22 protein-coding genes, 1 pseudogene and 1 riboswitch are annotated in these 25,598 nt (G+C 44.2%); of the genes and pseudogenes, 15 read left to right on the top strand and 8 right to left on the bottom strand.

The genetic code is table 11. The features are described 5' to 3' along the window. The first annotated feature begins 1 nt into the window (after position 1). From VB083_RS02135 to VB083_RS02105, 7 genes and pseudogenes are all read left to right on the top strand, one after another. Positions 2-889: an outer membrane lipoprotein-sorting protein gene (locus VB083_RS02135; protein ID WP_213701199.1), complete on the top strand. Its 888-nt coding sequence runs from the start codon at positions 2-4 to the stop codon at positions 887-889. Positions 890-1,301: 412 nt separating this feature from the next. After that, a pseudogene (gene abc-f, locus VB083_RS02130) lies at positions 1,302-2,681 on the top strand (ribosomal protection-like ABC-F family protein); the annotation flags it as partial. Between the two features lie 264 nt (positions 2,682-2,945). Continuing rightward, positions 2,946-4,421 carry a sodium:solute symporter family protein gene (locus VB083_RS02125; protein ID WP_323401646.1) on the top strand — a complete coding sequence of 492 codons (1,476 nt, stop codon included), beginning with the start codon at positions 2,946-2,948 and terminating at the stop codon, positions 4,419-4,421. Between the two features lie 3 nt (positions 4,422-4,424). Further along, positions 4,425-5,510, top strand: a complete 1,086-nt coding sequence (locus VB083_RS02120) for an Ldh family oxidoreductase (RefSeq protein ID WP_323401645.1) — start codon at positions 4,425-4,427, stop codon at positions 5,508-5,510. Positions 5,511-5,535: 25 nt separating this feature from the next. Beyond that, a complete protein-coding gene (locus tag VB083_RS02115; RefSeq protein WP_323401644.1) occupies positions 5,536-6,123 on the top strand; it encodes a hypothetical protein in 588 nt (195 codons plus the stop codon). A gap of 225 nt (positions 6,124-6,348) precedes the next feature. Beyond that, positions 6,349-6,927 (top strand): DUF4412 domain-containing protein, encoded by a 579-nt coding sequence (locus VB083_RS02110; protein WP_213701196.1) that lies wholly within the window; start codon positions 6,349-6,351, stop codon positions 6,925-6,927. A 240-nt stretch (positions 6,928-7,167) separates the two neighbouring features. Beyond that, on the top strand, positions 7,168-7,314 hold the full coding sequence (locus VB083_RS02105) for a hypothetical protein (RefSeq protein WP_213691935.1): 147 nt from the start codon (positions 7,168-7,170) through the stop codon (positions 7,312-7,314). A 128-nt stretch (positions 7,315-7,442) separates the two neighbouring features. Here the strand turns inward: VB083_RS02105 and VB083_RS02100 are convergent, their stop codons facing one another. Further along, positions 7,443-8,858 (bottom strand): transglutaminase-like domain-containing protein, encoded by a 1,416-nt coding sequence (locus tag VB083_RS02100; RefSeq protein ID WP_323401643.1) that lies wholly within the window; start codon positions 8,856-8,858, stop codon positions 7,443-7,445. A gap of 310 nt (positions 8,859-9,168) precedes the next feature. Between VB083_RS02100 and VB083_RS02095 the strand changes: the two genes are divergently transcribed. From VB083_RS02095 to VB083_RS02085, 3 genes are read left to right on the top strand one after another with little or no spacing between them, the layout of a single operon-like run. After that, the gene (locus VB083_RS02095) at positions 9,169-10,884 is read left to right on the top strand and encodes a SulP family inorganic anion transporter (protein WP_323401642.1); all 1,716 of its coding nucleotides are present in this window, start codon (positions 9,169-9,171) and stop codon (positions 10,882-10,884) included. Positions 10,885-10,906: 22 nt separating this feature from the next. Continuing rightward, positions 10,907-11,275: a CidA/LrgA family protein gene (locus tag VB083_RS02090; protein ID WP_323401641.1), complete on the top strand. Its 369-nt coding sequence runs from the start codon at positions 10,907-10,909 to the stop codon at positions 11,273-11,275. Then, on the top strand, positions 11,262-11,969 hold the full coding sequence (locus VB083_RS02085; RefSeq protein ID WP_213691939.1) for an LrgB family protein: 708 nt from the start codon (positions 11,262-11,264) through the stop codon (positions 11,967-11,969). Before VB083_RS02090 ends, VB083_RS02085 begins: the two co-directional genes overlap by 14 nt. A 20-nt stretch (positions 11,970-11,989) precedes the next feature. Here the strand turns inward: VB083_RS02085 and VB083_RS02080 are convergent, their stop codons facing one another. Next, positions 11,990-13,255, bottom strand: coding sequence for a M20/M25/M40 family metallo-hydrolase (locus VB083_RS02080; protein WP_323401640.1), 1,266 nt, complete (start codon positions 13,253-13,255; stop codon positions 11,990-11,992). 49 nt (positions 13,256-13,304) lie between these two features. After that, positions 13,305-14,678, bottom strand: coding sequence for an MATE family efflux transporter (locus VB083_RS02075; RefSeq protein ID WP_323401639.1), 1,374 nt, complete (start codon positions 14,676-14,678; stop codon positions 13,305-13,307). 301 nt (positions 14,679-14,979) lie between these two features. Between VB083_RS02075 and VB083_RS02070 the strand changes: the two genes are divergently transcribed. Further along, a complete protein-coding gene (locus VB083_RS02070; protein ID WP_213701194.1) occupies positions 14,980-15,621 on the top strand; it encodes a TetR/AcrR family transcriptional regulator in 642 nt (213 codons plus the stop codon). Between the two features lie 27 nt (positions 15,622-15,648). Then, the gene (locus VB083_RS02065) at positions 15,649-16,416 is read left to right on the top strand and encodes a class I SAM-dependent methyltransferase (protein ID WP_213701193.1); all 768 of its coding nucleotides are present in this window, start codon (positions 15,649-15,651) and stop codon (positions 16,414-16,416) included. 73 nt (positions 16,417-16,489) lie between these two features. Here VB083_RS02065 and VB083_RS02060 read toward each other — a convergent pair whose 3' ends face one another. Continuing rightward, the gene (locus VB083_RS02060) at positions 16,490-18,124 is read right to left on the bottom strand and encodes a carboxylesterase/lipase family protein (protein WP_307879953.1); all 1,635 of its coding nucleotides are present in this window, start codon (positions 18,122-18,124) and stop codon (positions 16,490-16,492) included. 64 nt (positions 18,125-18,188) lie between these two features. Between VB083_RS02060 and VB083_RS11715 the strand changes: the two genes are divergently transcribed. Continuing rightward, on the top strand, positions 18,189-18,248 hold the full coding sequence (locus VB083_RS11715) for a 4-Cys prefix domain-containing protein (RefSeq protein ID WP_416242157.1): 60 nt from the start codon (positions 18,189-18,191) through the stop codon (positions 18,246-18,248). Between the two features lies 1 nt (position 18,249). Here the strand turns inward: VB083_RS11715 and ribB are convergent, their stop codons facing one another. Both ribB and VB083_RS02050 read right to left on the bottom strand, forming a co-directional pair. Then, positions 18,250-18,894, bottom strand: coding sequence for a 3,4-dihydroxy-2-butanone-4-phosphate synthase (ribB, locus tag VB083_RS02055; protein WP_213691121.1), 645 nt, complete (start codon positions 18,892-18,894; stop codon positions 18,250-18,252). An 88-nt stretch (positions 18,895-18,982) separates the two neighbouring features. Further along, positions 18,983-19,135: riboswitch (FMN riboswitch) on the bottom strand. Positions 19,136-19,185: 50 nt separating this feature from the next. Further along, positions 19,186-19,758, bottom strand: a complete 573-nt coding sequence (locus VB083_RS02050; protein WP_213691122.1) for a nitroreductase family protein — start codon at positions 19,756-19,758, stop codon at positions 19,186-19,188. Between the two features lie 74 nt (positions 19,759-19,832). On the opposite strand from VB083_RS02050, the gene VB083_RS02045 reads away from it, so the two are divergent. Continuing rightward, complete coding sequence (locus VB083_RS02045) at positions 19,833-21,131, top strand: hemolysin family protein (protein ID WP_213691123.1); 1,299 nt, start codon at positions 19,833-19,835, stop codon at positions 21,129-21,131. 17 nt (positions 21,132-21,148) lie between these two features. Here VB083_RS02045 and VB083_RS02040 read toward each other — a convergent pair whose 3' ends face one another. Beyond that, a complete protein-coding gene (locus VB083_RS02040) occupies positions 21,149-22,357 on the bottom strand; it encodes a copper resistance protein NlpE N-terminal domain-containing protein (protein WP_213701191.1) in 1,209 nt (402 codons plus the stop codon). A 294-nt stretch (positions 22,358-22,651) separates the two neighbouring features. On the opposite strand from VB083_RS02040, the gene VB083_RS02035 reads away from it, so the two are divergent. Beyond that, the gene (locus VB083_RS02035; protein ID WP_213691125.1) at positions 22,652-24,127 is read left to right on the top strand and encodes a potassium/proton antiporter; all 1,476 of its coding nucleotides are present in this window, start codon (positions 22,652-22,654) and stop codon (positions 24,125-24,127) included. A 16-nt stretch (positions 24,128-24,143) separates the two neighbouring features. Here the strand turns inward: VB083_RS02035 and VB083_RS02030 are convergent, their stop codons facing one another. Beyond that, complete coding sequence (locus VB083_RS02030; RefSeq protein ID WP_213691126.1) at positions 24,144-25,595, bottom strand: TrkH family potassium uptake protein; 1,452 nt, start codon at positions 25,593-25,595, stop codon at positions 24,144-24,146. Positions 25,596-25,598 lie beyond the last annotated feature (3 nt).

Below are 25,598 nucleotides of genomic sequence, written 5' to 3'. Positions count from 1 at the left end.
AGTGACACCAGCTGCAGCCCTTACGTCGGTATCAACCGTGGCTCTAACATCGCCACCAACCGGTGCCCTCGCGTCAACGCTCATTAGAGCTTTCATCATTGCGGCGATATTGACAGTTTCGCTACTCGGCGGCATTGTCGAGGCCGCTGAAACCGCCATCGCCAATGTTGAAACTAGTGCTGCACAGATATCTTCCTCTGATCACACACTCCTCACAGGCGAGCAGATTCTTGAAAAAGTTGACGAAAATTATGTTGCCGACAACAGAAAAGTCACGAGCACCATGATTGTGAAGGGGCGGCGCGGTTCCCGCACATTACAAGTGCTTTCATGGGTTCAGGGCACTGAAAAGGCCTTTAGTGAATTCCTTTCGCCGCCACGGGAAAAGGGCACGAAAATGCTCAAACTTGAAAACGAACTCTGGATTTATACTCCATCAACCGATCGCACAATAAAAATAGCGGGGCACATGCTTCGGCGTTCCATGATGGGCTCAGACATCTCTTACGAAGACTACATGGAAGACCCCAAACTCAGCAATATGTACAGCGTAGAACTCGTCGGTGAAGAAAAACTCGTCGATCGAAATTGCTACCTGCTCGAACTCATCGCCAAAGAAGAAGGAGTATCCTACTATTCGCGAAAAATGTGGGTGGATAAAGAGAACTTTCTCCCCTTACGAGAAGACCGTTTCGCTAAAAGTGGCAAGCTTCTGAAAACTTTCGTCATTAACGAAATATTTCAGGTTCAAGAACGATGGTATCCCAAGAGGGTGACCGTTAAAGATGTTCTGGCCTCTGGTGAGGGAACGGAATATATTATAGATACTATCGAATTTGATGTTGAAATACCCGACTACATCTTCTCTAAGGCTTCTTTGCGCAAATAGGTTTCATCAGGTTTTTATTGAGTTGCTTTTTTGATTAAAATAACTGATAATTCCTTATACGTTACTTGCATCTCTGAAAATGTCGTATATTTCGAGCAAGAAAAATATGAAAGAGGGAATTGACTAGATGAACAACTAATCCTATTTACGAAAACCGTTGAATTGAAGGTGTTAAGGGCAGATAGGCGTGTCTGCCGCTCTTTTGATGCTTTCAGTTATGTTTTCAGAATAGGATTAGATTTCCGGCGTCTTTCTGGTTTCTTTTTTACATCTCTTCTTGCGTTCTTTCTTGCTTCCTTTCCGGCATTCTATTTCGGCATCTTTTTTATTTGTGTAAATGCATATGCCTCCTATTCTGATTGTAGATAGGGGGCATTTTTTGTCCCTGAAGGTACGAAACGGGGATGATTTCATGATTTTATTAGAAGCTCTCAATATTGAACATTACATCAAAGGAAATTTGCTCTTCCATATAAAACGATTACAGATTCATACACATGACAGAATAGGATTAGTCGGCCGTAATGGCTGCGGTAAAACAACGTTGCTGAATATATTGGCCGGTACGTTGAATCCGGAAAATGGAAGAGTTATTTGCCACGCTCAGACGATGCTTTTACCTCAGTTGAAGAGTACTGACACAACAAAAAGCGGTGGCGAAATAACACAAGGCTACATTAGAGAGACCATTGAAAAGGCGCCCAAAATCTTATTTGCCGACGAACCGACAACGAATCTCGATACAGAACATATTGAATGGCTTGAAGATACGCTGGCCCAGTGGAAAGGGGCCTTTGTTCTCGTCTCTCATGACAGAACCTTTTTAGATACGCTTTGTACCACGATTTGGGAACTCGATAATGGGGAATTAAAAGAATATAAGGGAAATTACAGTGACTACGACCAGCAGAAAGATTTTAAATATCGCCAGCAGAAAGTGGCTTATGACAAGTATGAAACAAAGAAAAAGCAGTTGGAAAGAGCATTGAGGCAGAGAAAGGAAAAGGCGGAAAGAGCAACTAAAACTCCCCAAAAGGTGAGTAGATCAGAAGCTAAACTACCAGGTGCCAAAACATATTTTGCCAAGAAGCAGAAGAAGCTGCAAAAAACGGCGGCATCCATTGAAACAAGGTTGGAAAAGCTCGAAAAAGTTGAAAAAATACGCGACGTTCCTCCGCTTAAAATGAATTTATCGAACGCAGAGACATTTAAAGGACGGGTCATTCTTCGAATCGAGGATGTTTCGGGCGTTATCGAAGGGCGAATTCTTTGGGACAAGGCGAGTTTCCATATTTATGGCGGAGAAAAAGTGGCTATAATCGGCTCCAATGGAAGCGGAAAAACCACTTTTATAAAAAAGATTATCAATCGAGATAAAGGAATTACCGTTGCTCCTTCAGTAAAGATCGGGTACTTTAGTCAAAATCTGAGTGTAATTGACCTCAAAAAGACGATTCTTGAAAACGTACGTTCCTCTTCCAGGCAAAACGAGACAATTATCCGAACGGTGTTAGCGCGGCTGCATTTTTTCAGAGACGATGTCTATAAACAAGCTCACGTCTTAAGCGGTGGTGAACGTGTAAAAGTGGCTCTGGCTAAAGTGCTTTTGAGCGATATCAATACATTGATATTAGATGAGCCTACGAACTATCTCGATATCCATGCGACAGATGCCTTGGAATCTCTCTTGAAAGAGTATGAAGGAACCGTCATTTTCGTCTCTCACGACCGTCGTTTAGTTGAAAATGTGGCTACAAAGGTCTGCGTCATTGAGAATAAAAAAATGAATATTGTTGCGTTTTTGAGTTGACAAAAAAGTACATCCCGTATAAAGTACACATCACTATTTTGAAAAATCTGAACGACTGTACGAAGGAGAGGTGGGTCTTAATGCAAAAGAATATGGTTCTTTCCAATAGCTTTTATTTCTATTTTTGGTTTACAGACGGGGACTCACCTGAGGTGGTCAGCCTCTAGTACTGTCTGACCAGAAATCTCAGGCCGGGTGCCCTTTCATTTTAAGGGTACCCGGCCTTTTTTTATGAGGAGGGGTAATGTGAACATTCAGTTGGTTATCTTAGTCATCTACATCTCGCTACTTGTCGTCGTATCAGTGATAGCAAATCGTATTCAGAGCAAACATGGCAGTGGTGCTGCAGAATATCTTCTTGCCGGAAGAAAACTTCCAGCCCTCATGATTGCCACAATGCTTGCAGGACTTGCCATTGGCGGGGCTTCCACAGTTGGAGTCGCTCAGAACGCCTACACACAGGGACTCTCTGCCGGTTGGTACAATGCGGCGTGGGGTGTTGCCGGTATCGTAGTAGGTATCTTTGCAGCCAAATACCTTCGCCGAATCGAAGTTGTTACCATTCCTGAAATGATGGGCAAAATGTTTGGACCTGGCGCCAGAATCCTCGGGGCCATCGCCCAGCTTCTTATTATGATGGTTATTACCTCTCTTCAGTACGTTGCGGGAGGGGCCGTACTTGCCGCCCTTCTTCCCGATATATTCACCTTCCATAGCGGAATGGTCGCTACGGCAACTCTTTTCGTTGGCATTGCCGTGGCAGGAGGCTACCTTGCTGGCGGTCTCGCAAGTATTATCAATGTTATCGTTATTTATGGAGGAATATGCGCTGCCCTTATCTCCAGCCTGAATTCTGTAGGTGGTATGGAAAATCTGGTTATCTCTATGCCTGTTGGAGCTCCCTGGTTCGACTGGGTTTCCGGCGTTGGAATAGCTGTCGTCGCGGCGTGGATGGTTGTTATGGTTACTCAGGCTTTCTCTGTACAGGCCATATCTCAGATAGCTTTCGCTGCTCGTGACGAAAAAGCGGCGCAGAAGGGATTCATCCTTGGTGGTATGATAATAATACCTGTGGGGTTCCTTTGCGCCATGTTCGGAATTATCGCTGCTTACAAATTTCCCGGACTTCAAAACTCAGCCATGGCTCTACCAACCCTTATGACATCAATAAGCCCTCTCATAGGCGGAATCTTTCTTGCGGCACTTTGGGCGGCTGATATATCGACGGCCGTTGCCCTTCTTCTAGGCAGCGTCACCCTCGTACTTGAAGATATTTGGAAGAGAATAAGCCATCGCACACTTTCAGAAAAACAGGAAATTCTTGTTTCGCGAATCATCATTCTTTTCGTTAGCGCCTTTACTTTCATCTTGGCCATAACGTCGGTGAGCATTCTGAAAACGATAACGTCAGCCTTGGCGGTCATGGTTTCTTTCACCATACTCATCCTGGTCAATCTCATTGCCCCCCGTCTCTGTAAAAGGATTTCGGGTTTTTGGACGATACTGACCTCCCTTCTTATCTGGGTGGCATGGACATTTATTCCACAGGTGCGGATTGTTCCCCACGTAATATACCTTGAATGGCCCGTGTGTTTGGGAGTCTTTCTACTCACATCTATTTTAGGCAAGGAACCGGCTCACGATATACTTGAGTCGAAGAGAAAAGAGGAGCTTCCTCATATTGAGCTGAATAAGGGGGAAGCTTTGATCGAGGAGGTTTAATTCATGGATTTCAAGAAAATCGAGTATCAGAAGCTTTTGAATTTTACGTGTGAAATTATGAAAGGACTGGGATATCCCCAGTCACAAGCAGAGATAGCATCGAAAGTTTTGGTTGAGGCCGATGCCAGAGGAATTCCGTCACATGGCGTTGCCCGTCTCGCTTTCTATAAAAAGAATATTGATGGAAATTTCACTGTTCCAGAGGCGGAGCCGGAAATCGTTCACGAAACACCTGTCTCTGTCGTTGTCGATGGTAAAAGCGGAATAGGGCCTTATATTTCAAAAGTGACTGTGGAAAAGTGCCTTGAAAAGGCTCAGCAGAGCGGAGTCTGTTTCGGATCTGTACGAAATTCAAACCACTTCGGAATTGCTGGTTTCTGGGCTGAGCTGGCTGCTCGTAAAGACATGATTGGCATGGCCTTCACCAATACAAGACGGTGTGGCATTGTCACGGGTGGGCGGGAAAGACTTCTTGGCACCAACCCCATAGCGGTGGCCATTCCAAGAGATGGGGGAGAACCTTTCCTTCTCGATATGGCGACTACAACTGTTGCCCATGGAAAGATTGAGGTCTACGACAGGCGGAACAAAGAAATGCCCCTTGGCTGGGCTGTTGATGAAAAGGGTAAAGATACGACTGATGCCCATCATATAGAGGGACTTTTCAAAGACCGTCAGGGCGGTTATGGCGGACACCTCTATCTCGGTGGGGAAGGAGAGATGCTCGGAGGTCATAAAGGCTATGGCCTGGGCCTTCTCGTGGAACTTCTCTGTGCCGGTCTTTCCCTCGGTCGTTGGAGCAAACATACATTCGAAGGCGAAGGGTCTGGAACCACCCATTTCTTTGCGGCATTCAGACTCGACCTCTTTGGCAACGCCAACGATATAAAGAAGCATATCGATTCCATTCTTACTGATATTCAGAACAGCGAGAAGGCTGACGGATACGATAGAATTTATATCCATGGTGAAAAAGAGTGGGAAAACAGAGAGAGAGCAATGAAAGAAGGCATTTCTCTCGACCCTGCGACATGTATGCTATTGCAAGATTTCGCACAAACCTTTAATATTGCAAATCCGCTTCATTAAAAACCTAAAAAAGGAGACGGATTGCATGGATGACGTTATTGCCCTTTCAGAATTGAACCAAAAACGGGCGAGGCAGATTATTGAAGAGACGGGGATTGTTGATATTTGGCATTCTATCGGTGCGGAGATTAATCTCGTAGGTTCCTTGAAAACCGGTTTGCTCATGAAAAAGAGAGATATCGACTTCCATATTTACTCCGATCCCTTAAAAATTGAAGATAGTTTTTCTGCCATATCGAGGCTCGGTAAGAATAGTCGCATCAAAAAAATAATGTACGGAAATCTTCTCGACACAGGAGAAGAGTGCCTTGAATGGCATGCATGGTATCTCGATAGCGACGAAAATGAATGGCAAATCGATATGATACACATGCCGAAAGGTTCTCCATATGCCGGATATTTTGAAAGTGTGGCAGACAGAATTCTGGCATTATTGGACGATGAAAAGAAGTACGCCATTTTAAAAATCAAGAACGACATTCCTGATGAAAAGAGTGTAATGGGAATAGAGATTTATCAGGCAGTTATAAGAGACGGGGTCAGAAATTACGCTGATTTCATGCAATGGAGAAAAGCGAATCCCAATAACGGAATCATAGAATGGATGCCTTAAAGAGCAGGGGGGAACATTCCTCCTGCTCTTTTGTCTTCGATGTTCCTCCAAAACGTTTAAGACATATTCCTGACGTTTTACTCAAGCCCTTCGATACGTTCTTTTGTCTTCCGCGCTTATCAGAAACTTGCCACGGTTGGTAAAATTTTTTTAATGTTTTTGTGGAAAAATCTCCTCTTTTATGATTAAAATAAGCATGTTGAGTTTAAAAGGGGAGGGAAACACATGCTTTCAGGAGTGAAGAGAGGTTTTTTAACTGCTTTTATTGTTGTAATGATCAGTGTCATGGCGTGTGGTGCCAACGCTGCCGAGTTTAAGGCAGATATGACAATGGGGAGCGACACGGCAGGAGAGATGACAGGAAGAGTTTTTGTGAAGGGGAACGCTTTGCGCCAGGAATTAGACACCCCCGCAGGACCGCAGGTTACCATTATTGAGCAGAACGCCAAGGTTATGTACGTCATTCTTCCAGGACAAAAGATGTATATGGAAATACAGAACAATCAGATTACCCTTGATGAAGACGAGAATATTGAAGCTAAGTTGGCTGAAGAAGGCACAGTAACCAAAAAAGGAACAGAAGATATAGAAGGGTATACGTGCGATGTCTATCATATCGTGTATAATGACTCGTCTTATGGGGAATCCACAGTTTGGATTTCTAAGGATCTGAACTATCCTTTGAAGGTTTACATGGAAAGTCCTCAGGATACAGTGACAATACTTTATACCAACATAGAAGAAAACAACGTTGATCCGGCGCTCTTTAAGCTTCCTTCCGGATATACGAAGTTTTCCATGTAATGTAGGCTCATTATTGAATAATAGGGCCCATCTACAACATTTTTTGCATTTTATATTGTAATAATATATTTATATGATATAATTACAAAGTTCTGCTTCAGATAGTTAAAATAGCTTTTTTGGAAAAGCGGAATGGCTTTTTTTAGCGGCACGTCCCGCCATGCAGTTACGATGGTACCGAAACGTCATATCTCATGTGTCGCATACTTCGGAATTTTGTAAGAAAGGCAAGGTAACACAATGAACAAAAAATTAGTTTACGTTGATGAGGTTCCCTTCTGGATGACCGCCGACGGACGTCTTGAGGTTGCAGAACTTCGTAACGGACGGGTTGTTGAGCATATTATGCTTCGTACATCCCACGGGCTTCAGCTTCTCAGAAGCTAAAGCTCCTTCTTCTTAATTTTTTAAAAAATAGAGTTCTTTTTTAGGGACTTTTTTAAAAATATTTTGATGTCGTTACAGTCTGGGAAGCTTGTGGAAAATAGCTTCCCAGACTTTTTTTATCTTTAAAATTACTTTTTTACCGGATAATATTTTATCGAAAAAGATTCTTCAGCAAGTCTTATTGGATTTTCCTTCATTCCTTGACCTGCAATGAGCGGCGTTTGAAGAACAAGAAGAGGGAATGTATCGCTAAAAATACGTTCTTTAGGTTCTGGATAAACAGGTAGATCTACGTCTTTTTGAATAACGAAGCGATAGGCATCAAGATTTCCAAAGAAGAATTTTTTAAAGTGCTGGCGTTTCTCTTCTGAAAGTATTCCAGTCCAGTCTGCAGTATCGGCGACAGTGGTGTCCACAGGAATCCATCCGTATCCTTCAATATAAAATTCTGCCCAAAAATGGGTGCCTTCGTGACCTGGAATAGCTTGATATCCTCCAGTTGTTCTTGCAGGTATGCCAAGAGAACGGCATAACGCACTAAAATAAATGCTTTGAGTTCCACAGTCTCCATGACGCTGTTCATGAATATATTTTGATTCAGGAATACCTAATATTTGAAGAGTACCATGAGGAACGAAACTGTAGGGAATGTTTTCTATAATGTAGTTGTAAATCTTTTGGGCCTGAAGGTAAGGATTTTTTTCACTGCCAACGATCTCTCTGGCTTTTTGGGCTATGGAGTCAGAAATAAAGGTATTCCTTAGAGAACGAGTGTACTGTTTGTATAAATTTGTTTCTTTGTTATATGGAAGGATTTTTTCAGCATTCACATCAAAGTGTTGTTGGTAATGAGTAAAATTGAAATCCACAGATATTTTTAGCACTTCTTGTATTTCTTCCATGGGAATAGCGAAATGGATGAATCCTATATCCTTTTCAGTATTTATTTCACTAGAAAATTTTTCAGGATAAACAGATGTGATTTCGGCTATTTTTTGTGAATCTGTAAGAATTGGAACAGGAACCCAGATGTCGACTATTCCCAATTGAGGCAAGTGCGTTTTCTCTATATCTATGGTTAGATTGCCTTTGTATTGAAGTGGTTCAGTGTAGGGGGTGTCAATAAATTTTTTTGGTGTTTTTTCGGAAGAGGCAAATACTAATGGTTCCAATGCATCCACGAAAGGAGCGTCTTTTTGGAGCTTTTCACGCATAAGTGTCGTGTTGCGAAACAAAATATTTCTTGCAACAGATTCAAAATATCGTTTTTCACCATCAAGTTCAATGAACACAACAGCACTATCATCTAGTAAGGCGATCAGGGCTTTTTCATCTTTGTTGGGGAGAGCTTTTCGTAACTCTTCAATAGCTTGATCTCTCGTTAAAGAGAATTCATTCTTGATGATTTCCATGCGCCACGTAAGGATTTGCAACCGATTTTGTGATTTTGTTTCTGCCATTTCAGTAACGATACGTGTTATATCAAGGGGATGCCCCATTGCGGGACAGGAGAGAAACAATATGTTTACTACTATTACAATCATTGTTGCTATAGTCCTCTTTTTTAACATTTGCCTCATTCCCTTTCAAAAAATTTTTGAAGGCGTTTTTACTGAAAGACAAGATGAAATTTTCTCTATTATAAATCAATTAAACTAAGAAATGAAAAATAAGTGGATAAGGCTCTTTTTATAGAGGTCTTTTTTTTAGACTTTTTAGATGGAACCTTGATTTTAGCGTTAATAATGATAGACTCATACAGTTGCTTTCTGGCAACGGCAACCCTTCCGATTAACTCCTATTGGAAACAGACAAAGAAAGAGCATAAATAAAATATAGAAAAGGAAGATTGATGTGTATACACCAAAGCTATTCACTGAACTAAGAGACTATTCTCGCGAAAAAGCCTTCTCTGACCTTTTCGCTGGAATCACTGTCGGTATTGTTGCTCTCCCTTTAGCCATGGCTTTTGCCATTGCAAGCGGTCTGCCTCCTGAGAGAGGTCTTTTCACGGCTATTATTGCTGGTTTTCTTATCTCGCTTTTGGGAGGAAGTAAGGTGCAAATAGGAGGTCCTACCGGTGCCTTTGTCGTGCTCGTTTCAGCTATTGCCGGACAATACGGCTATTCTGGATTAGCTCTCTGTACGTTGCTTGCCGGTATCTTTCTTATTCTTTTCGGTATATTCCGTATGGGCGGCCTTATCAAATTCATCCCTTTTCCTGTAACAACAGGTTTTACTACGGGAATCGCTGTCGTTATTTTTTCTACTCAGATCAAAGATTTATTCGGACTTCATATAGATACAGTTCCGGCAGAATTTTTACAGAAGTGGCATGTCTACCTTCAAAATATGGGTTCTTTCGAGCCTTCCACACTGGCTGTTGGCATAGGCACGATTCTTGTTATTCTTGTTGTGCGCCATTTCTGGCCAAAGCTTCCGGCTATGCTCATCGGCATGATCGTTGCCACTCTCTGCGCTCAGGTTCTGCATTTGGATGTAGCCACTATAGGAAGCCGCTTCGGTGTGCTGCCTCGAATGTTGCCGGCTCCTTCTTTTCCTGATTTTCACTTTGAACAGATAGCCCCATTGATCAAGCCCGCTTTCACAATCGCCATGCTGGCGGCCATTGAGTCTCTTCTTTCTGCTACAGTGGCTGATGGAATGATTGGCGGACGGCATCGTCCCAACGCTGAACTTATAGCCCAGGGTGTTGCCAATATTGGAAGCATTGTTTTTGGGGGTATTCCTGCTACGGGAGCCATAGCCAGAACGGCAACCAACGTTAAAAGTGGTGCCAAAACCCCTGTTGCCGGAATCATTCACGCCATTGTGCTGGCCCTTCTGCTTCTCATATGTGCGCCTGTTGCCAAGCTTATTCCTCTCTCGGCCTTGGCAGGTATTCTTGTTGTTGTGAGTTACAACATGAGTGAACTTCATCACTTCGTTGCCATTTTTAAAGGTCCCAGAAGCGATGCTTTTGTCTTGGTTTTGACCTTCCTGCTTACCGTTCTCGTTGACTTGACGGCAGCTGTTCAGGTCGGTGTTGTTCTGGCGTCTCTCCTCTTTATCTGGAGAATGTCCGAGATTACGAATGTCAGCATGATCACTGACGAAGTTCGAGGTGAAGACGACGCCAGCGAAGACCCCAATTCAATAGCCCTGCGCGAGGTTCCAAAGAGAGTAGAGGTCTATGAAGTGAACGGACCTTTCTTTTTTGGTATGATTAATACTTTCAAAAATGCCCTTCGAAATGTAGAAAAGCCTGTTTCAGTTCTCATTATCCGTACGAGAAACGTTCTGGCTGTTGATGCGACGGGCATACATGTTTTGCGGGAACTCCATCAGCGCTGCCAGAAAGAGGGAACACAACTTGTTATCTCTGGAGTTCAGCCTCAGCCTTTGAAGGCTTTCCAGCGTTCCGGCCTTATAGAAGAGATGGGAAAAGAGAATTTCTGTGAAAATATAGATGAGGCTTTAAATCGGGCTCGTGTCGTTTTGGGACTTCCCCAAGTAGAAATAGAAAGGAAGCCTTTCTGTGCCTTTTGTGGTAGAGAGGAACTCGTATAGCGGTTGTTTAGGGGGTTTTGATTTGAAACTTTTACGTCAGATACTTATAATTTTGGTCATTTTTTACGTGGGGCAGGCGATTCAGCTTACGACGCACATTCCCATTCCGGGAAGCGTAATAGGAATGATATTGTTATTTCTTCTTCTATCCTTTCATGTTATTTCTATAGATTTGCTGAAAGAGCTCTCTGATTTCTGTTTGAGCAACCTTGCCTTTTTCTTCGTGCCCATTATTGTGAGTGTTGTGACGGCGAAAGATAAGATACTTCACATTGCGCCCCAGTTCCTTGCGACGGTGGTGCTCTCAACCGCTTTTGTTATGGTTGCAACGGGACTGGCTGCGCAATTTTTACTTCGAAGAAGAGAGGCAAAGTCTAATGAACGTCTTTAAAGAACTCTATACTACGCCCCTTTTCGCCGTAATGCTTACTATTGGAACCTATATCTTGGGTGGATGGGTACGCAAAAAAACGAAGTGTGTTGCCTTGATTCCCGTCGTTTTTTCGGCGGTGGCCATCGGGCTTCTCTTTCTCGTGACGGATTATACCTACGAAGAATATAGTCGTGGGGGAGATATGATTTCAATGTTGCTTGGACCTGTAACGGTGCTTCTTGCCGTGCCAATCTACAAAGAGCTTCCCCGTTTGAAGGAAAATCTCGTGCCCATCGTTCTTTCTATTGTCGTGGGAGCACTTTCCGCTTTCGTGAGCATATGGGCTTTTTGCTATGTTTTTGATTTTGAACGTGAGTTTTTTCTCTCTCTGGTGCCTAAATCCGTAACGGCTCCAATAGGAATTGAAGTTGCCCTTATTATTGAAGGACTCGTTCCTATAACGGTTCTCTCTATTATTGTTACAGGAATAACCGGGGCTCTTATCTCCCCGTTCATCTGCAAAATCGCAGGTATTCATCATCCTGTAGCTCGTGGACTTGCCATTGGATCAAGTTCACACGCCATAGGAACGAGTCGGGCTTTCGAAATGGGTGAAGTCGAGGGAGCATTCAGCAGTCTCGCTACGGGACTTTGCGGTGTTATTACCGTGCTTATTGTGCCCCTTCTTCTTCGTTTGCTTTCCTTCTTCTAAGGAATCTGTTTCTTCTCGGACTATTGCCTGGGCTGCTTCTTGAGCAGCAATGGTTCGCAAATATTCTTAGCGCCTACAAGACTCAATATGGTTATAAAATCTTTTTGTGGCCCTTTAAAGGCATCTTTAGGGTCGAACCATTCATGAACCGAGTGGCTCTGTCCAGATTCTCCGCCTCTTCCTACAGCCAAGGCGGGGATTCCCAGACTGATGGGGACATTGGCGTCTGTGCTCGATGGAAGTCTCAAGTTCGGTTCAATGCCGATGGCCTTCAGCCCGGCACAGGCTGCTTGTACAATGATTTCGTCTGTTGACTGGCTTCCTGCAGGTCGGCTTCCCAATAAGGTGATCTCCACAGAGAGACCGATGCTTTTGCAACGGGAATTCTCGGCATCGCAGGCCTTCTGAACGATTTCCTTAAACTTCGATTCAGTTTTATTTAGCTCTTCTTGGGTGTTAGAGCGAAGATCTACGAGCATGCTCGCTTCTTCGGCAATGACATTTATGGACGTTCCGCCGTTGATAACGCCTACAGAATAAGTTGTCTTCGGTTCTGTAGGAACCTCTAGATCGGCAAGGGCAGCAATTGCCCGTCCCAATGCGTGAACGGCGCTGGGAGAGGCTCCGAAGTCTGTATAGCTGTGCCCGCCTGGCCCTCTATATACGATTTTATACCGGTAACTGCCGGTGGCAGCGTAGACTATAGATGCTACGCCAGTTCCATCGAGGGAGATAAAACCATCTATATCCGCGTGATCTGCAAATAACTGTTTGGACCCTTTCAGATTACCGAGCCCTTCTTCGCAGACATCGCCGCAGAAAACGACATCACCAAGAGTTTCTATACATGTCTCATTGAAAGCTCTGATGAGGCTCAGCAGTTCAGCCACACCACGACTGTCGTCAGCAATGCTGGGGCCGTAGAGCTTCCCATCATTTTCTTTTACCTTAATATCAGTTTCGTTTGGAAATACTGTGTCTATATGGGCAGCTACAACGAGTTTGGGACCATTTTCAATTCTTGGGCGTATTCCTAAAACATTGCCGACACTATCGACAGTTACATTTTTCAGCCCCAGTTTCTTGAAAGCTGCACATAGATACTTTGTCCGTTCTTCTTCTTTGTAGCTCGGGGCGGAAATTTCGCAGATTGCAATCTGATCGCCCACAGTCCTTTCATGATCTGCCTCTAAGAAACGTAACCCCTTCATAACACCTTCGTCATTCATAAGGGCGTTGACAGCGTCTTGAACACCAAGGGAAATACTATATTCAGCATTCGCCATTTCAAAATCTCCTCTCGTATAACGTATACCTCAATTAACTCTAATTTTACTAGTGCAACTCTGAAGGGGATACACCTTTTTCTGGAAATAGCTCTCTTCTCTCTCCAAGTTTTTTGTAAATTTGATCTGTCCGCACGATCTTGAAGGGTGTGTTGGGCATAAAGAGAATCAGCGCCAGAATAAAAGTGGCGAGTTCCGCGAGGGGAATAGCCATGAATATACCCTTTTCGCCAAAGAAGAGAGGAAGTACAAAGAGAAAAAGTGCTGGCAGAACCAGGCTTCTCGATATGGCGACAGCTGCTGAATGTATGGGCTTCTGCATTGCCGTAAAGTACGAAGAAAAGACAATGTTGATTCCGAGCAGCAGAAAAGCCGGCCAGAAATGGGCAATAAAATTCCGAGCGATAAAGATTGTTTTTTCAGCGTCATTATTTGTAAAGAGCTCAATGATGGTTTGAGGAGCAAGAAGGAGGAGGCCGCTGATCACTACTCCGAAAAGCAGCACTGTACCGCCTGCTACCCATAAGAAGCTCTGAATTCTCGATGCCTTTCCCGCACCAAAATTTTTACTGATAATAGGCTGAATAGCATCACCAATTCCATAACACGCCATAGAGCCGAGATAGAGAATATAGTTTACTATCGTATAGGCAGCTACACCGTCAACGCCGAGTTTCCGAATCATAATCCAGTTGAAAAGGAAGGTGAGAATACCTGCCGATATTTCATTGGCGAACTCTGAAAAACCGTTGTAGGCAGAGTAAAGTATTTCTTTCCACGAACCCCCATGGGTATTGAAACGCAATTTCCCCTTCTTACATAAGAAATGGGGAATAAGTATGCTCATGAGGAATATCTGCGATATTCCTGTGGCTAGAGCGGCTCCCCGAACACCCCAATCGAGTCTGACGACAAAAGTCCAGTCGAGTGAAACATTGATTAGAGCCCCAAGAGTCATAGCCATAGCTGATAGGAATGGGCGACCATCTACCCGAACGAAATAAGAGAGGCAAATTCCCATCAGAGAGAAGGGAATAAAGAAAATAAGAGTAGAAAGATAGGTGCGTACAGGCGGAGCCACATCCTGACTTGCTCCAAGAAGAGCCACCAGAGAATCTATCTTTATAAGTGCTAGGAGACTGACGCCAAGAGAGAAGATCAGTGTGGCAAGCAGCGTTTTCGTGAAGACGGCTGATGCGGTATAGACATCGCCGGCTCCAAGATATTTTCCACACGTTACAGATCCGCCAATTCCCATCATAAAAGCGATTCCTCCCACAAAAATAATGAAGGGGAGAGCCAGTGTAACTGTCGCTAAAGCCGCTTCTCCGTTGGTGTTACCCAAGAAGGCCGCATCAATGGCGCTGGCAGACGAAACGGCGATCATTCCTATAACTGTCAACGAGGAATAGTACAGGAACACCGAGAAAACATTTCCTCGAAGTGAGTCGAAAGAGTACCTCATTAAATTTCTACATCCTTTCAGGAAATTAATTAAGAGAAGAAATAACCCTTAGGAATAATTATAGATGGTATACATAAAAATTCAACTTGCAGAATAGTGCAAATTGGTTGGATTTATCTCTCATTGGGATCTCCGTTTTCTGCGAAACGAATCCAGTATTCCATCATTTTTTGCGACATCTTTATATCAATTGACAAGTAAACGACCGTTCACTATAATAATGGTGAACGATCGTTTACTGCAAGGGGAGGATTTTTAGATGGCCGATACAAAAGAAAACATTTTGAATACTGCCCTTCGTTTGTTTGCACGGAATGGATATGAGGCCGCTTCGGTCAGCGATATTGCCGGGGAGCTTGGCATGACAAAAGGGGCTTTATATAAGCACTATAAGAATAAGCGGAACATATTCGATAGCATTGTGAAGCGTCTTTATCAGATAGATGCTGAAAGAGCAAGAAAATATGAAGTGCCTGAAAAAACATTTGATAAATCACCGTCGGCCTACCGCAAGACTGCTGTGGATAAAATCAAGACTTTCACTGAAGCGCAGTTTCGTTTTTGGACGGAGGACGAATTTGCCAGTAATTTTCGAAAAATGTTGACTTTGGAGCAATATAGAAACACTGAAATAATGGAACTATATCAAAAGTGCCTTGTAAGCGGACCGGTCAGCTATATGGAAGATTTATTCCGTGAAATGATGGAAGAAGGTATTTGGATAAAAAACAACCCGAAACAGCTTGCACTTGAATTTTATGCGCCGTTTTATTTGCTAGTAAGTATTTCAGATACAATGCCTGATAAGAAAGAGGCCGCTAAGCAATTAGCGGCGCACATTGGACGCTTTATAGAAAAGAACGCCTCGACGGAAATAAAAGGAATAAAGCCAAAGGTATAAATAATCAGAAGATAAGGAGTGCGAACAATGGAAGATATAACAATCCACGAATTTGAATTTGTCCTCATCAATGAATATTTTACAGAGCTCGAACGACAGGGTCCAGGTAGTCCCGAAGAAACTATTAGAGCATTAAGTTTTATTGGCAACCTTTCAAACAAAACAAAAATTGCTGATTTAGGCTGTGGTACAGGTGCTCAAACAATGGTTCTGGCACAAAATACAGAGGCAACCATTACAGCCCTCGACCTTTATGCTGGTTCGATTGATAAACTTAATGCAACAGTTGGAAAACTAGGTTTGCAGAACAAGGTAAAAGGTATTGTTGGTTCAATGGATAATTTGCCGTTCCAGAATGGCGAATTTGACCTTATATGGTCCGAAGGGGCTATTGCTAATATCGGTTTTGAAAAAGGCCTAAATCACTGGAAGAAGTTCCTCAAAAAAGATGGTTATGTTGCCGTAACATATGAGTCTTGGTTTACTGATGAGCGCCCCGCTGAAATTGAGAACTGGTGGGTGGACGCAGTTCCTGAAATTGCAACAATAGGACATAATATTTCCATCATGCAAAAAACAGGTTATATTCCTGTTGCCGCATTTACACTGCCTGAAAGTTGTTGGATAGACAATTATTTTATTCCGCAAAAAGCAAGGCAAGAGGAATTTTTGAAAAAACATGCGGGAAATAAAACCGTTGAGGACATGATTGCATTTATGAGGCGTGAGGCAGATTTGTATTCAAAATACAAACAGTATTATGGATATGTATTTTATATTGGGAGAAAGATATAACAATAGTTTACTCTGCCACTTCGTACGCCAGACCAGAAATTGCTTTGCCGCCATTTCATAAGAATGGTTGAAATTATCTCTCGTTGTGCAGTGCTTCGGCAAGTTGAGCAAGAATCCCTCTCGTAATGTGTGGGGATGAAGAAATAACCATATATGGAAGGTCTTTTCTTGTCATATTGGCGTCCACTTTCGGCCAGAAGAGGGTTCCCATTCTGTTGGGATCTCCGTTTTCTGCGAAACGAATCCAGTATTCCATCATTTTTTGCGACATCTTTATATCAATATCCTTGTAGCCTTCTTCCTTTGAAATGTGTCCGAACACGTAGGGAATTTCTGCTCCATGCATTGCCCCGTAATGTTCTTTCTTGGTGTTCAGAAAGGGAGAAGGGGTGTGATCGAAAAGGTAGAGATAGGCAGGCAGATTCCTTTTTCCATATTCGTAGACGAAGGTTTGAGTCGGCTCGCCGAAGAAGGTGAAGCCGGCTAGGGAGGGCCAGAAGAGGAAAGTCTCTTCATCGCGAGGTGTCGGAAAGAAAAGAAAGGCTGTTGGAGCGGCGCGGTGAAGGTGAGTGTATATCCATTCAGAATATTCATCTGCTGTCATGGGGGAGTAGAAGGCTGTTCCCTCGTCATTATTTGTGCCGAAAAGTATGGCGACTTTATTGAAGGCGCCCTTTTCCAGAGCAAGGCGCGGTTCTGAGGGCAGCATATAGTTATCGAAGATAGGGGCGAATTGATAGTCGTCGTTGCTTCCCACCTGAGGATATCCTGTCTTTTCTACAATTCTCTCTGCCGGAATGTTCCGCAGTTCTTCAAGGGGGTTGATTTTGTTGATTCCTAGCAGCTCCTCTTCAAAACGAAGCCCAGTCGCTTCCGCTTCTGTCAAGGAACCGCCAGCCCGGGGAAAGAGAGCGTAGTTGCCGAGAATTGTCCCGCTCTGACCAATGGCTTTATGGAAAAGACCTTTGGCGAGAGGGGAGAGGCAGAGCGCCGAGACGCTCATACTGCCAGCCGATTGCCCGAAGATAGTTATATTATGAGGATCCCCTCCGAATTGGCGAATGTTCTTCTGAATCCACTGTAGTGCTGCTACTTGGTCGAGAAGTCCGTAATTCCCGCTGGTGTGAAGAGCGCTTTCGCTGGAAAGTGCCGGATGAGCAAGAAAACCGAAAGCTCCCAATCTATAGTTGATTGTAATGAGGAGAACTCTTTTCGTTTGGGCAAAGGTCGTTCCATCAAAACTGAAGAGTGAGCCAGAACCGCGCGAGAAAAAACCACCATGAATCCAGACCATAACAGGCAACGACCCGTCAAGGGAAGGAGTCCATATATTTAAGTAGAGGCAATCTTCACTTGTCGGTTCATTGTATAGAAGGGGTTGAGGGCAGCTTGGAGCAAACTTTTGAGCATACTTAAGACCATCCCAGGTGAGAAGAGGCTGGGGCGGTTTCCAGCGCAGATCATCTACCGGAGGCTGAGCATAGGGAACGCCTAAAAATTTTATAACGTCATCCTCTTCAAAGCCGGCAAGAAGCCCCTCCTCAACGTGCACCATGGGAAGAGGCGTAACAGTAGGTTCGACTGCGCAAAAGGCAGGAGAGGACAGCACCATATAAGGGAGCAAAACTCCAGCAGAAATAATGAGACAAAAAGCGGTAAAATATAAACTGCGAAGTGCTAAAAATCGTACATATTTTTTGAAATGCATAATCAACCACCTTTCAACAATTATGCTACTATTATTAAAACATAAAAATCGTTATTAAAGGAGGTTGCGCCATGAAAAGTTTTGTCAAAGTTGCGGAATGCCCCTTGACGCTTCCTCCCTGTAGATTAGAGATTATAGTGTTGTCGATACGTGATGATATCAGCTACCGTAACGACTGGGAATGCGTGTTTTTTAGCAAAATCAACAATTTCGGGCAGACGGGCCATTGTCCCGTCTGGATTTGTAAGTTCACAAAGAACTCCGTAAGGGTCTACCCCTGCGAGTCGAGTCATATCTACAGAAGCTTCTGTATGGCCGTCTCGCTCTAGTACGCCGCCTTTTCTGGCCTGCAAGGGGAAGACATGTCCAGGCTTATTAAGATGATGGGGTTTCGCGTCACGAGCTATAGCTGTCTGTATAGTTTTTACACGGTCTGCGGCAGACACGCCTGTTGTAACGCCTTCCGCAGCTTCAATAGAGACTGTAAAAGCCGTTTTGAAACGACTTGAGTTGTGTTCTACCATAGGCGCAAGCTCCAGTGATTCTATTTTTTCTGGTGTCAGGCAAAGACAGACTATCCCGCTGCATTCTCGTATGAGCATGGCCATCTGCGGAACGGTAAGAGTCTGAGCGGCAAAGATAAGATCCCCCTCATTCTCCCTCTCTTCGTTGTCGGTTACGAGAATGCCACTTCCAGCCCGAAGAGATTCAAGCCCCTTTTCAACCCGCGTCAAAGGCGAACCAAAGGCATTGAGCAATGCATTATTCATACCATCATTCCTCCAGTATCACATATGAAATTTATAGTGCAGGGCGGGAAAAAATAAAAAAGCGGCATTCTGCCTGAGAGCAGAGGTCGCCCTATCTCTTCATTCCGGACTATCACCGTCGGCTCTGGCTTTTCACCAGATCAACGCTTCCTGCGTTTTGTCGCAAAAAAGCGTGCGCGGGCTTCCAGATATAGACTGGTTCACCGCCGGTGGGGACTTGCACCCCGCCCTGAGAATAGGCGTTCTCACTTTAATCATTTATACACTCTTTGTCAATCACTCGACCTCTCGTCAATAGACACGTGCAACAACCTGAGGCTTTCGTGGAGTTGGTTTGGGAGCTGAAGTCATGTCTGAGTAGCCGAGGGCGACAGCATAGTAGGGTTTATATCCAGAGGGAATGGGAAGTTCCCCGCATATATCTTCCTTTTGAAAAAGGTAGCGTATAAAACCGATCCAGCAAGAGGCCACGTTCAGACTGTGGGCTGCCAGAAGCATGTTCTCTATAGCTGCGCAACAGTCGGCAAAAGGCACGAGATGAGAGTCGGAAACCATTCCATCTTCTTTGCCGGAAACAATAATTACAGTGGGAGCATGAAAAAAAAGATGATAATCAGGATTCCTTCCTATTTCGGCTATTCGTTCATCATCCTTTCTGCTCATAATTGTACGTGTGCGCCGACTTAAATCATCTATAATACGTCTATTCTGAATAACCAAGAAGTGCCACGGCTGGTCGTTGTGTCCGCTGGGGGCGAATGTCGCCGCTTCGAGTATGGCAAGAAGTTCATTATCATCTATCTGCTCTTTTTTATATTTTCGAATGCTGCGTCGTTCTTTTATTGCTTGAATAATTTTATTCAAGAGTATCACCACCTCTTAATGTTCTGTTATTATACTCATGGTAAAGTTATAGCCTGAATTGGGGGTTTTTTGTAGTGGCTGATAGTTCAATTATACTGTTTGCCTTGTTCTTCATCTTTATGTTTATACTTTCAGCTTTCTTCTCTGCAAGCGAGACGGCTTATTCCAGTGTTAACAAAATACGCCTGAAACGTTTTGCCGAAGAAGGACGCAAAGGGTCTAATAAGGCACTCGATCTGGCAAAGGATTTCAATAAGACGATTTCCGCTATATTAATAGGTGGGAATATCGTTGATATTGTCATGACCTCCGCCGCCGCAGGAACGCTCTCTGTTCTCTTTGGCCCCATGGGAGCCGTGTACGCAACCCTTCTAATGACTGTTTTGATCATATTGTTTGGAGAGATACTCCCTAAAGCTTTTGTGAAGGATAAGGCCGAAAACTTTGCCCTTGGCGCTTCTGGGCTTGTTCACTTTTTTGTCTCCCTGCTTTCTCCCGTTACATGGCTTACTACAAATCTATCCCAGATCCTTCGTGGAAAAGATCGGACGGATGTTTTGCCCAGTGTTACACACGATGAGCTTTTGAGCATAGTTGAGACTATGGGGGAAGAGGGCGTGCTTCCTGAGACTGAGAAGGAGCTTATAGGGAATGCCGTGAATTTTTCCGAAATAGAAGTGTGCGAAATTCAGACGCCCAGAGTGGATTTATTTGCCCTGAACGTGAACGAACCTATTGAAAACGTAAAGAATCTGCTCTTAAAGAACCATTATTCCCGTGTGCCTATTTATGAGGGAACCTTCGATAATATTGTAGGAATCCTCAACGAGAAAGATTTTCTGAACCATTTTATACATGATGACAACGTGGAAATTCGCTCGATTATGACGCCGCCACTTTTGATAGCTGGAAGTGCCACCCTGATGGATGGCCTGAAAATGCTGCAAAAGAATAAGGCCCACCTTGCCGTTGTTCTTGACGAGTATGGCGGAACGTCGGGAATCATTACTCTCGAAGATATTCTTGAAGAGCTGGTAGGGGAAATATACGATGAGCACGATGACTTTAAAGAGTACTGTACTCAGGTTGAGGAAAACACGTACCTTGCGAGCGGAGACGCCTATCTGGAAGAACTCTTTGAAAAATTTTTAAGAATGCCCTATACGCCGGGAAGTGAGTCGAGCACGTTGAGCGGCTGGCTTTTCGAGCAGTTTAAAACGTTGCCTGCCGTTGGCGCCTCTCTTGAGTGGGGGCCCTTGCGCTTCGAAGTTGTCAAAATAACGGGGCAGCGAATACAGAAGGTGCGAATTATTCGCGACCCCGACTATGTCTTCGACGAAAATGGAGAGACAGATAACGTCTTAATGCTGTAGCACGTGGCACTATCTCTTTACTGCTGTGCCTTTCTCTCGAAAATGGCGATAATTTCCTCTTTGTAGTCATATAAATAGAGAGTGTTGCCCACAATTTCAAATGCTGTTACATGAGAGAGCATTTTGAAGTACTGTTCTTCTAGATCGATGGTATCAGGGCAATATTTTTTTGTCGACGCAAGCTGCTCGAAGAGAAGACGCGACCCAGACTCATCAAGACGGTAGGCACCGAAATAATTGTTACATCCTCCGTACCCGTGAACTCTCTTTTCCGCACTATTAAAATGCAAGGATATTCCATCGTTGTTTTCGGCTCGTTCTATTTGTTTGTCGCCCAACCTCACAAGCATCCAATCCTTATCTTCAAGAGTGACTTTTTCTTGTACTGATACGTCTTTTCCAGAGGTTGTTTCTTCTTGCTTTTCACTCTCTTCAGCTTCCTCTGTTTCATCACTTCCCATGCCAACGAAGCGGTCTACTATAAGAGCATCTTCTGTAGAATCTCCCTCCATGGCTGCTCTTTTTTCTATATGTCCCTCTATAACGACAGGGAGAGGTTCTCCCGCTTGAGGCTCAAGAGAGAGATATTGCTCTTCCAGAGTGACATAGTCCTTTTCCATGGCGACAGGAAAGGTTGCTCCGGTAAAGGTGTGGGTAAAGAGGGCCGCGTCAGCCATATATGAGAAAGTACCCTCCATTTGAAGGGGGGTTTTCAGCACATATGGTTCTTTTGTATGTGAAAGAGAGAAGTTAAGGTCAGATTCTGCACGTTTCCCTTCACGATCAACGAGTGTAATTTTGTCATTGCTATCTATAGCAAAATACATTTTGTCTTTTGGGGACTCGTGTAAAATAATCATCTTCTTAGAAGGAACGAGCTCCCATCGCCCTAAAGAGGCAAAAGTCTTGTCTTTGCCCTCTTCGGCTTCTAGATATGTCATCTCTAGTTGGTAGATGTTATCGGGGCGAAGAAAAAGAGCATACCGAATGCCGGGGCAGTCTGCCGCAGGAAGAACCCCCTCATACTGGCCTGGGAGATGCAAAAGTTTTTGAGCTTCGGCCTTGAAATAGGCGTCTGATGTTTTTTCCGCCGGAGCTTCTAGGTTATCAGAGGCATTTGTTGTAGCGGCTTTTATTGAAGCGGTTACATAGGCGCCGCTGGAAATAATCAATGTAAGGATAATGCAAGTTAATACAATTACAGTTCTTTTTATTTTGTTCATCATGGGAACCCCCAATTAATGTGTTTTTACTTCAAATTTATGGTAAATTATAGTCATATACTATAAATTTCATTACGCTATTCATCATCAGTATTTTTGTGTATTTTCCAGAAGGAGTTTAAAAAAGAGCGGAAAGGCCGGGTGGGCGGCCTTTCCGTTTTGCATGAGGAGAATCGGTGAACCAAAAAATTGTATTTTAGATATACGTGTTACGAAACTCTTAAAAAGTAGCACGTATATAATACCTGTTAATCTCGCAGAGGTCAACTGGATAATAATCTTTCAGGGGGGATTGCTATGACTGAACTACCGCTTGTCTTTCTCGTTACTTCCGTTCTTCTTCTATTGAGCATTTTTTCCAGCAAATTGGCGGAAAAATTTGGTTTTCCCGCTCTTCTTATGTTCCTCGTTATAGGTATGTTGGCGGGATCTGACGGCCCTGGAGGAATCCATTTTGATAATGCCGCTACTGCCAATATGGTTGGTACGGTTGCCTTGGCTTTCATCCTTTTTGCCGGAGGTCTCGATACTCAAGTAGATAATATCCGACCGGTTTTAGGTCGTGGAATAACGATGGCTACACTAGGGGTTGCCTTGTCCGCTCTTTTCATGGGACTTTTTGTTCACTACGTTCTCGGATTTTCGCTGCAAGATGGCTTTCTTCTGGGATCTATCGTATCGTCTACTGACGCTGCTGCCGTCTTTGCCGTTCTCAGATCGCGCAGAGTAAGCCTTAAAGGCAATTTGCGCACACTCCTTGAGCTTGAATCTGGGAGTAACGACCCCATGGCGATCTTCTTGACATTGGCTGTTCTTCAGGTTATTCAGCAGGGATCTGTAGGATGGGGTAAACTTGTTCCCTTATTTATTATCCAGATATCCATGGGAGCTGCTGGAGGCTGGTTTCTCGGTAAGGTATCTGCGAGGCTCATAAACAGAATAAGGCTTGATTATGCCGGTTTGTATCCTGTGCTTGGAACAAGTATTGTTCTTTTAACCTACGGGCTTGTAGAGAAGATTGGCGGAAACGGTTTTTTAGCCGTCTATGTTTGTGGACTCGTTTTGGGGAACAGCGATTTTATCTACAAACGCAGCCTTCTTCGTTTTCACGATAGTATAGGCTGGCTCATGCAGATCATCATGTTTTTGGTTCTGGGGCTCCTTGTCTTTCCTTCCCATCTTGTGGGCGTTGTCTGGGAAGGCCTTCTATGCGCGGGGTTCCTTATGTTCATTGCCCGTCCGGTGGCTATTCTGCTGACTTTAATAGGAAGTTCCTTTTCTTTAAGAGAGAGGCTCCTCGCGTCATGGGCGGGGTTGCGTGGGGCCGTTCCCATTGTTTTGGCTACATTCCCTCTGCTTATGGGGCACCCACGTTCCAATGAAATTTTCAACGTCGTTTTCTTTATTGTGCTCACGTCAGTACTTTTTCAGGGGAAGACCCTCATGCCGTTGGCGCGGTTCCTGAAGGTGGATAAGCCCCTTCTATCTCGTCCGAGATATCCTCTTGAGTTCGATAAGACAGAGAACGATGTGCGAAATGAAACGCGGGAATTAGATATTTTACCGGGGACCTTTTCAGTGGGAAAAACGATCGGTCAGCTTTCTCTTCCGTCTGATGCCCTTATATTGTTGGTGAGGCGAGAGAAAAACTTTCTTGTTCCACGTGGACAGTTGACCCTCGAACCGTACGATACCCTTCTTGTGTTGGGCGAACCAGATGCGTTGCAAAAAGTGAGAGATATTATAAATAGAAAAGAAGAGCCAGCGGAATAGCGCCGGCTCTTCCACCTTATCGTTTCCACGTTGCAGGAACAAAAAGGATCAGAACTGTGTAGAGTTCAAGTCGCCCAAGAAGCATGCAGAAAGAAAGAACCCATTTCCCAATATTTGGGATAAGAGCGTAATTTTTTGTAGGACCAACCAGCGCAAGACCGGGGCCGATATTACCTAGAGTCGCTGCCACACTTGAGATGGCAGAAACAATGTCAAGCCCCAATGCGGTCATAACAAGACTTGCCAGAGTGAAGATCCCTATATAGAGAAGGAAAAAAGCGGTTATCGAGCCGACGATCTCTTTGGAAATCGTTCTTCCTGCCACTTTAGTATGAACTATGGCTTTTGGGTGAAGCAGACGGAAAAGTTCTGCATAGGCGTGACGTACCAGAACCATAATGCGAAGATTTTTAATGCCGCCGCCTGTAGAGCCAGCACAGCCGCCGATAAACATGAGGATGAGAAGCAGAAGCTGAGTAAATACTGGCCACAGCTCATAATCCGCGGTGACAAAACCTGTAGTGGTGATAATACTTACAACCTGAAAGGCTGCATAACGCAATGCGTCGAAGACGTTGCTGTAAATATCTTTTATCAAAAGTAACGCCGTAATAGCTACTGTACAGCCGAGGCTGATAAAGAAGTAGACACGAAATTCTCCATCTTTCCACCAGGCGTTCCACTTTCCCTTTAAAAAATGGTAGTGCAGGGCGAAGTTGCATCCGGCGAGAAACATGAAGATTGTAATAACCCAGTCGATATAGGCGCTATTGTAATGGGCAACACTCGTGTTCTTTGGTGAAAATCCACCAGTAGCCATTGTCCCGAAAGTATGGGTCAGAGAATCGAAAAGATCCATTCCTCCGAATAGAAGCAGAACAGTCTGCAACGCCGAGAGGAAAACGTATACTCCCCACAGGAGCAGAGCAGTCTGTTGAATTCGAGGTGTCATTTTTTCTGGAATGGGCCCGGGGACCTCCGCTTTGTAGAGTTCCATTCCTCCAACACCGACGAAGGGTAGAATAGCCAGGCTGAGAACAATAATTCCCATGCCTCCAAGCCAGTGTGTCAGGTCTCGCCAGAAGAGGATTCCGCGAGGTTGGGCTTCTATGTTCGTTAGTATGGAGGCTCCAGTTGTTGTAAAGCCAGACATGGCCTCAAAAAATGCATCGGTAAATGTGGGTGCTGTTCCATGAAAAAAGTAGGGCAGTGCCCCTATGATAGAAGCGGTTACCCACGATAGGGTGACGACAGCGAAGGCTTCACGTATGCCGAGATCTTGAAAATTTCCACGTTTTCCCCAACCGTAGAGAAGCAGGGCAACCATGAAACCGACAGCAATAGACATTACAAAGGCTTTTGCATCAGTGCTTCCGTCCATAATGGCCCATGAGAGGGGCCAGAGCATGAAGATAGAGATCATGGAAGACAGAAGGGCGAGAACTCGCGCTACTAGACGAAATTTCATGAC

The organism is Aminobacterium sp., assembly GCF_034926885.1.
Taxonomy (GTDB): domain Bacteria; phylum Synergistota; class Synergistia; order Synergistales; family Aminobacteriaceae; genus Aminobacterium.
The sequence above is the reverse complement of the archived record's forward strand: the minus strand, read 5'-3'. Positions and strand labels throughout refer to the sequence as shown.

Excerpts from the sequence above, each read along its gene's own strand:
- VB083_RS02100 (WP_323401643.1), bottom strand. The coding sequence starts at position 8,858 with ATGATTGTAATAGTAGTAAACATATTGTTTCTCTCCTGTCCCGCAATG.
- VB083_RS02080 (WP_323401640.1), bottom strand. The coding sequence starts at position 13,255 with ATGGCGAATGCTGAATATAGTATTTCCCTTGGTGTTCAAGACGCTGTC.
- VB083_RS02115 (WP_323401644.1), top strand. The coding sequence starts at position 5,536 with ATGGATGACGTTATTGCCCTTTCAGAATTGAACCAAAAACGGGCGAGG.
- ribB (WP_213691121.1), bottom strand. The coding sequence starts at position 18,894 with ATGAATAATGCATTGCTCAATGCCTTTGGTTCGCCTTTGACGCGGGTT.
- VB083_RS02040 (WP_213701191.1), bottom strand. The coding sequence starts at position 22,357 with ATGATGAACAAAATAAAAAGAACTGTAATTGTATTAACTTGCATTATC.
- VB083_RS02070 (WP_213701194.1), top strand. The coding sequence starts at position 14,980 with ATGGCCGATACAAAAGAAAACATTTTGAATACTGCCCTTCGTTTGTTT.
- VB083_RS02060 (WP_307879953.1), bottom strand. The coding sequence starts at position 18,124 with ATGCATTTCAAAAAATATGTACGATTTTTAGCACTTCGCAGTTTATAT.
- VB083_RS02110 (WP_213701196.1), top strand. The coding sequence starts at position 6,349 with ATGCTTTCAGGAGTGAAGAGAGGTTTTTTAACTGCTTTTATTGTTGTA.
- VB083_RS02105 (WP_213691935.1), top strand. The coding sequence starts at position 7,168 with ATGAACAAAAAATTAGTTTACGTTGATGAGGTTCCCTTCTGGATGACC.
- VB083_RS02120 (WP_323401645.1), top strand. The coding sequence starts at position 4,425 with ATGGATTTCAAGAAAATCGAGTATCAGAAGCTTTTGAATTTTACGTGT.
- VB083_RS02030 (WP_213691126.1), bottom strand. The coding sequence starts at position 25,595 with ATGAAATTTCGTCTAGTAGCGCGAGTTCTCGCCCTTCTGTCTTCCATG.
- VB083_RS02065 (WP_213701193.1), top strand. The coding sequence starts at position 15,649 with ATGGAAGATATAACAATCCACGAATTTGAATTTGTCCTCATCAATGAA.
- VB083_RS02085 (WP_213691939.1), top strand. The coding sequence starts at position 11,262 with ATGAACGTCTTTAAAGAACTCTATACTACGCCCCTTTTCGCCGTAATG.
- VB083_RS02035 (WP_213691125.1), top strand. The coding sequence starts at position 22,652 with ATGACTGAACTACCGCTTGTCTTTCTCGTTACTTCCGTTCTTCTTCTA.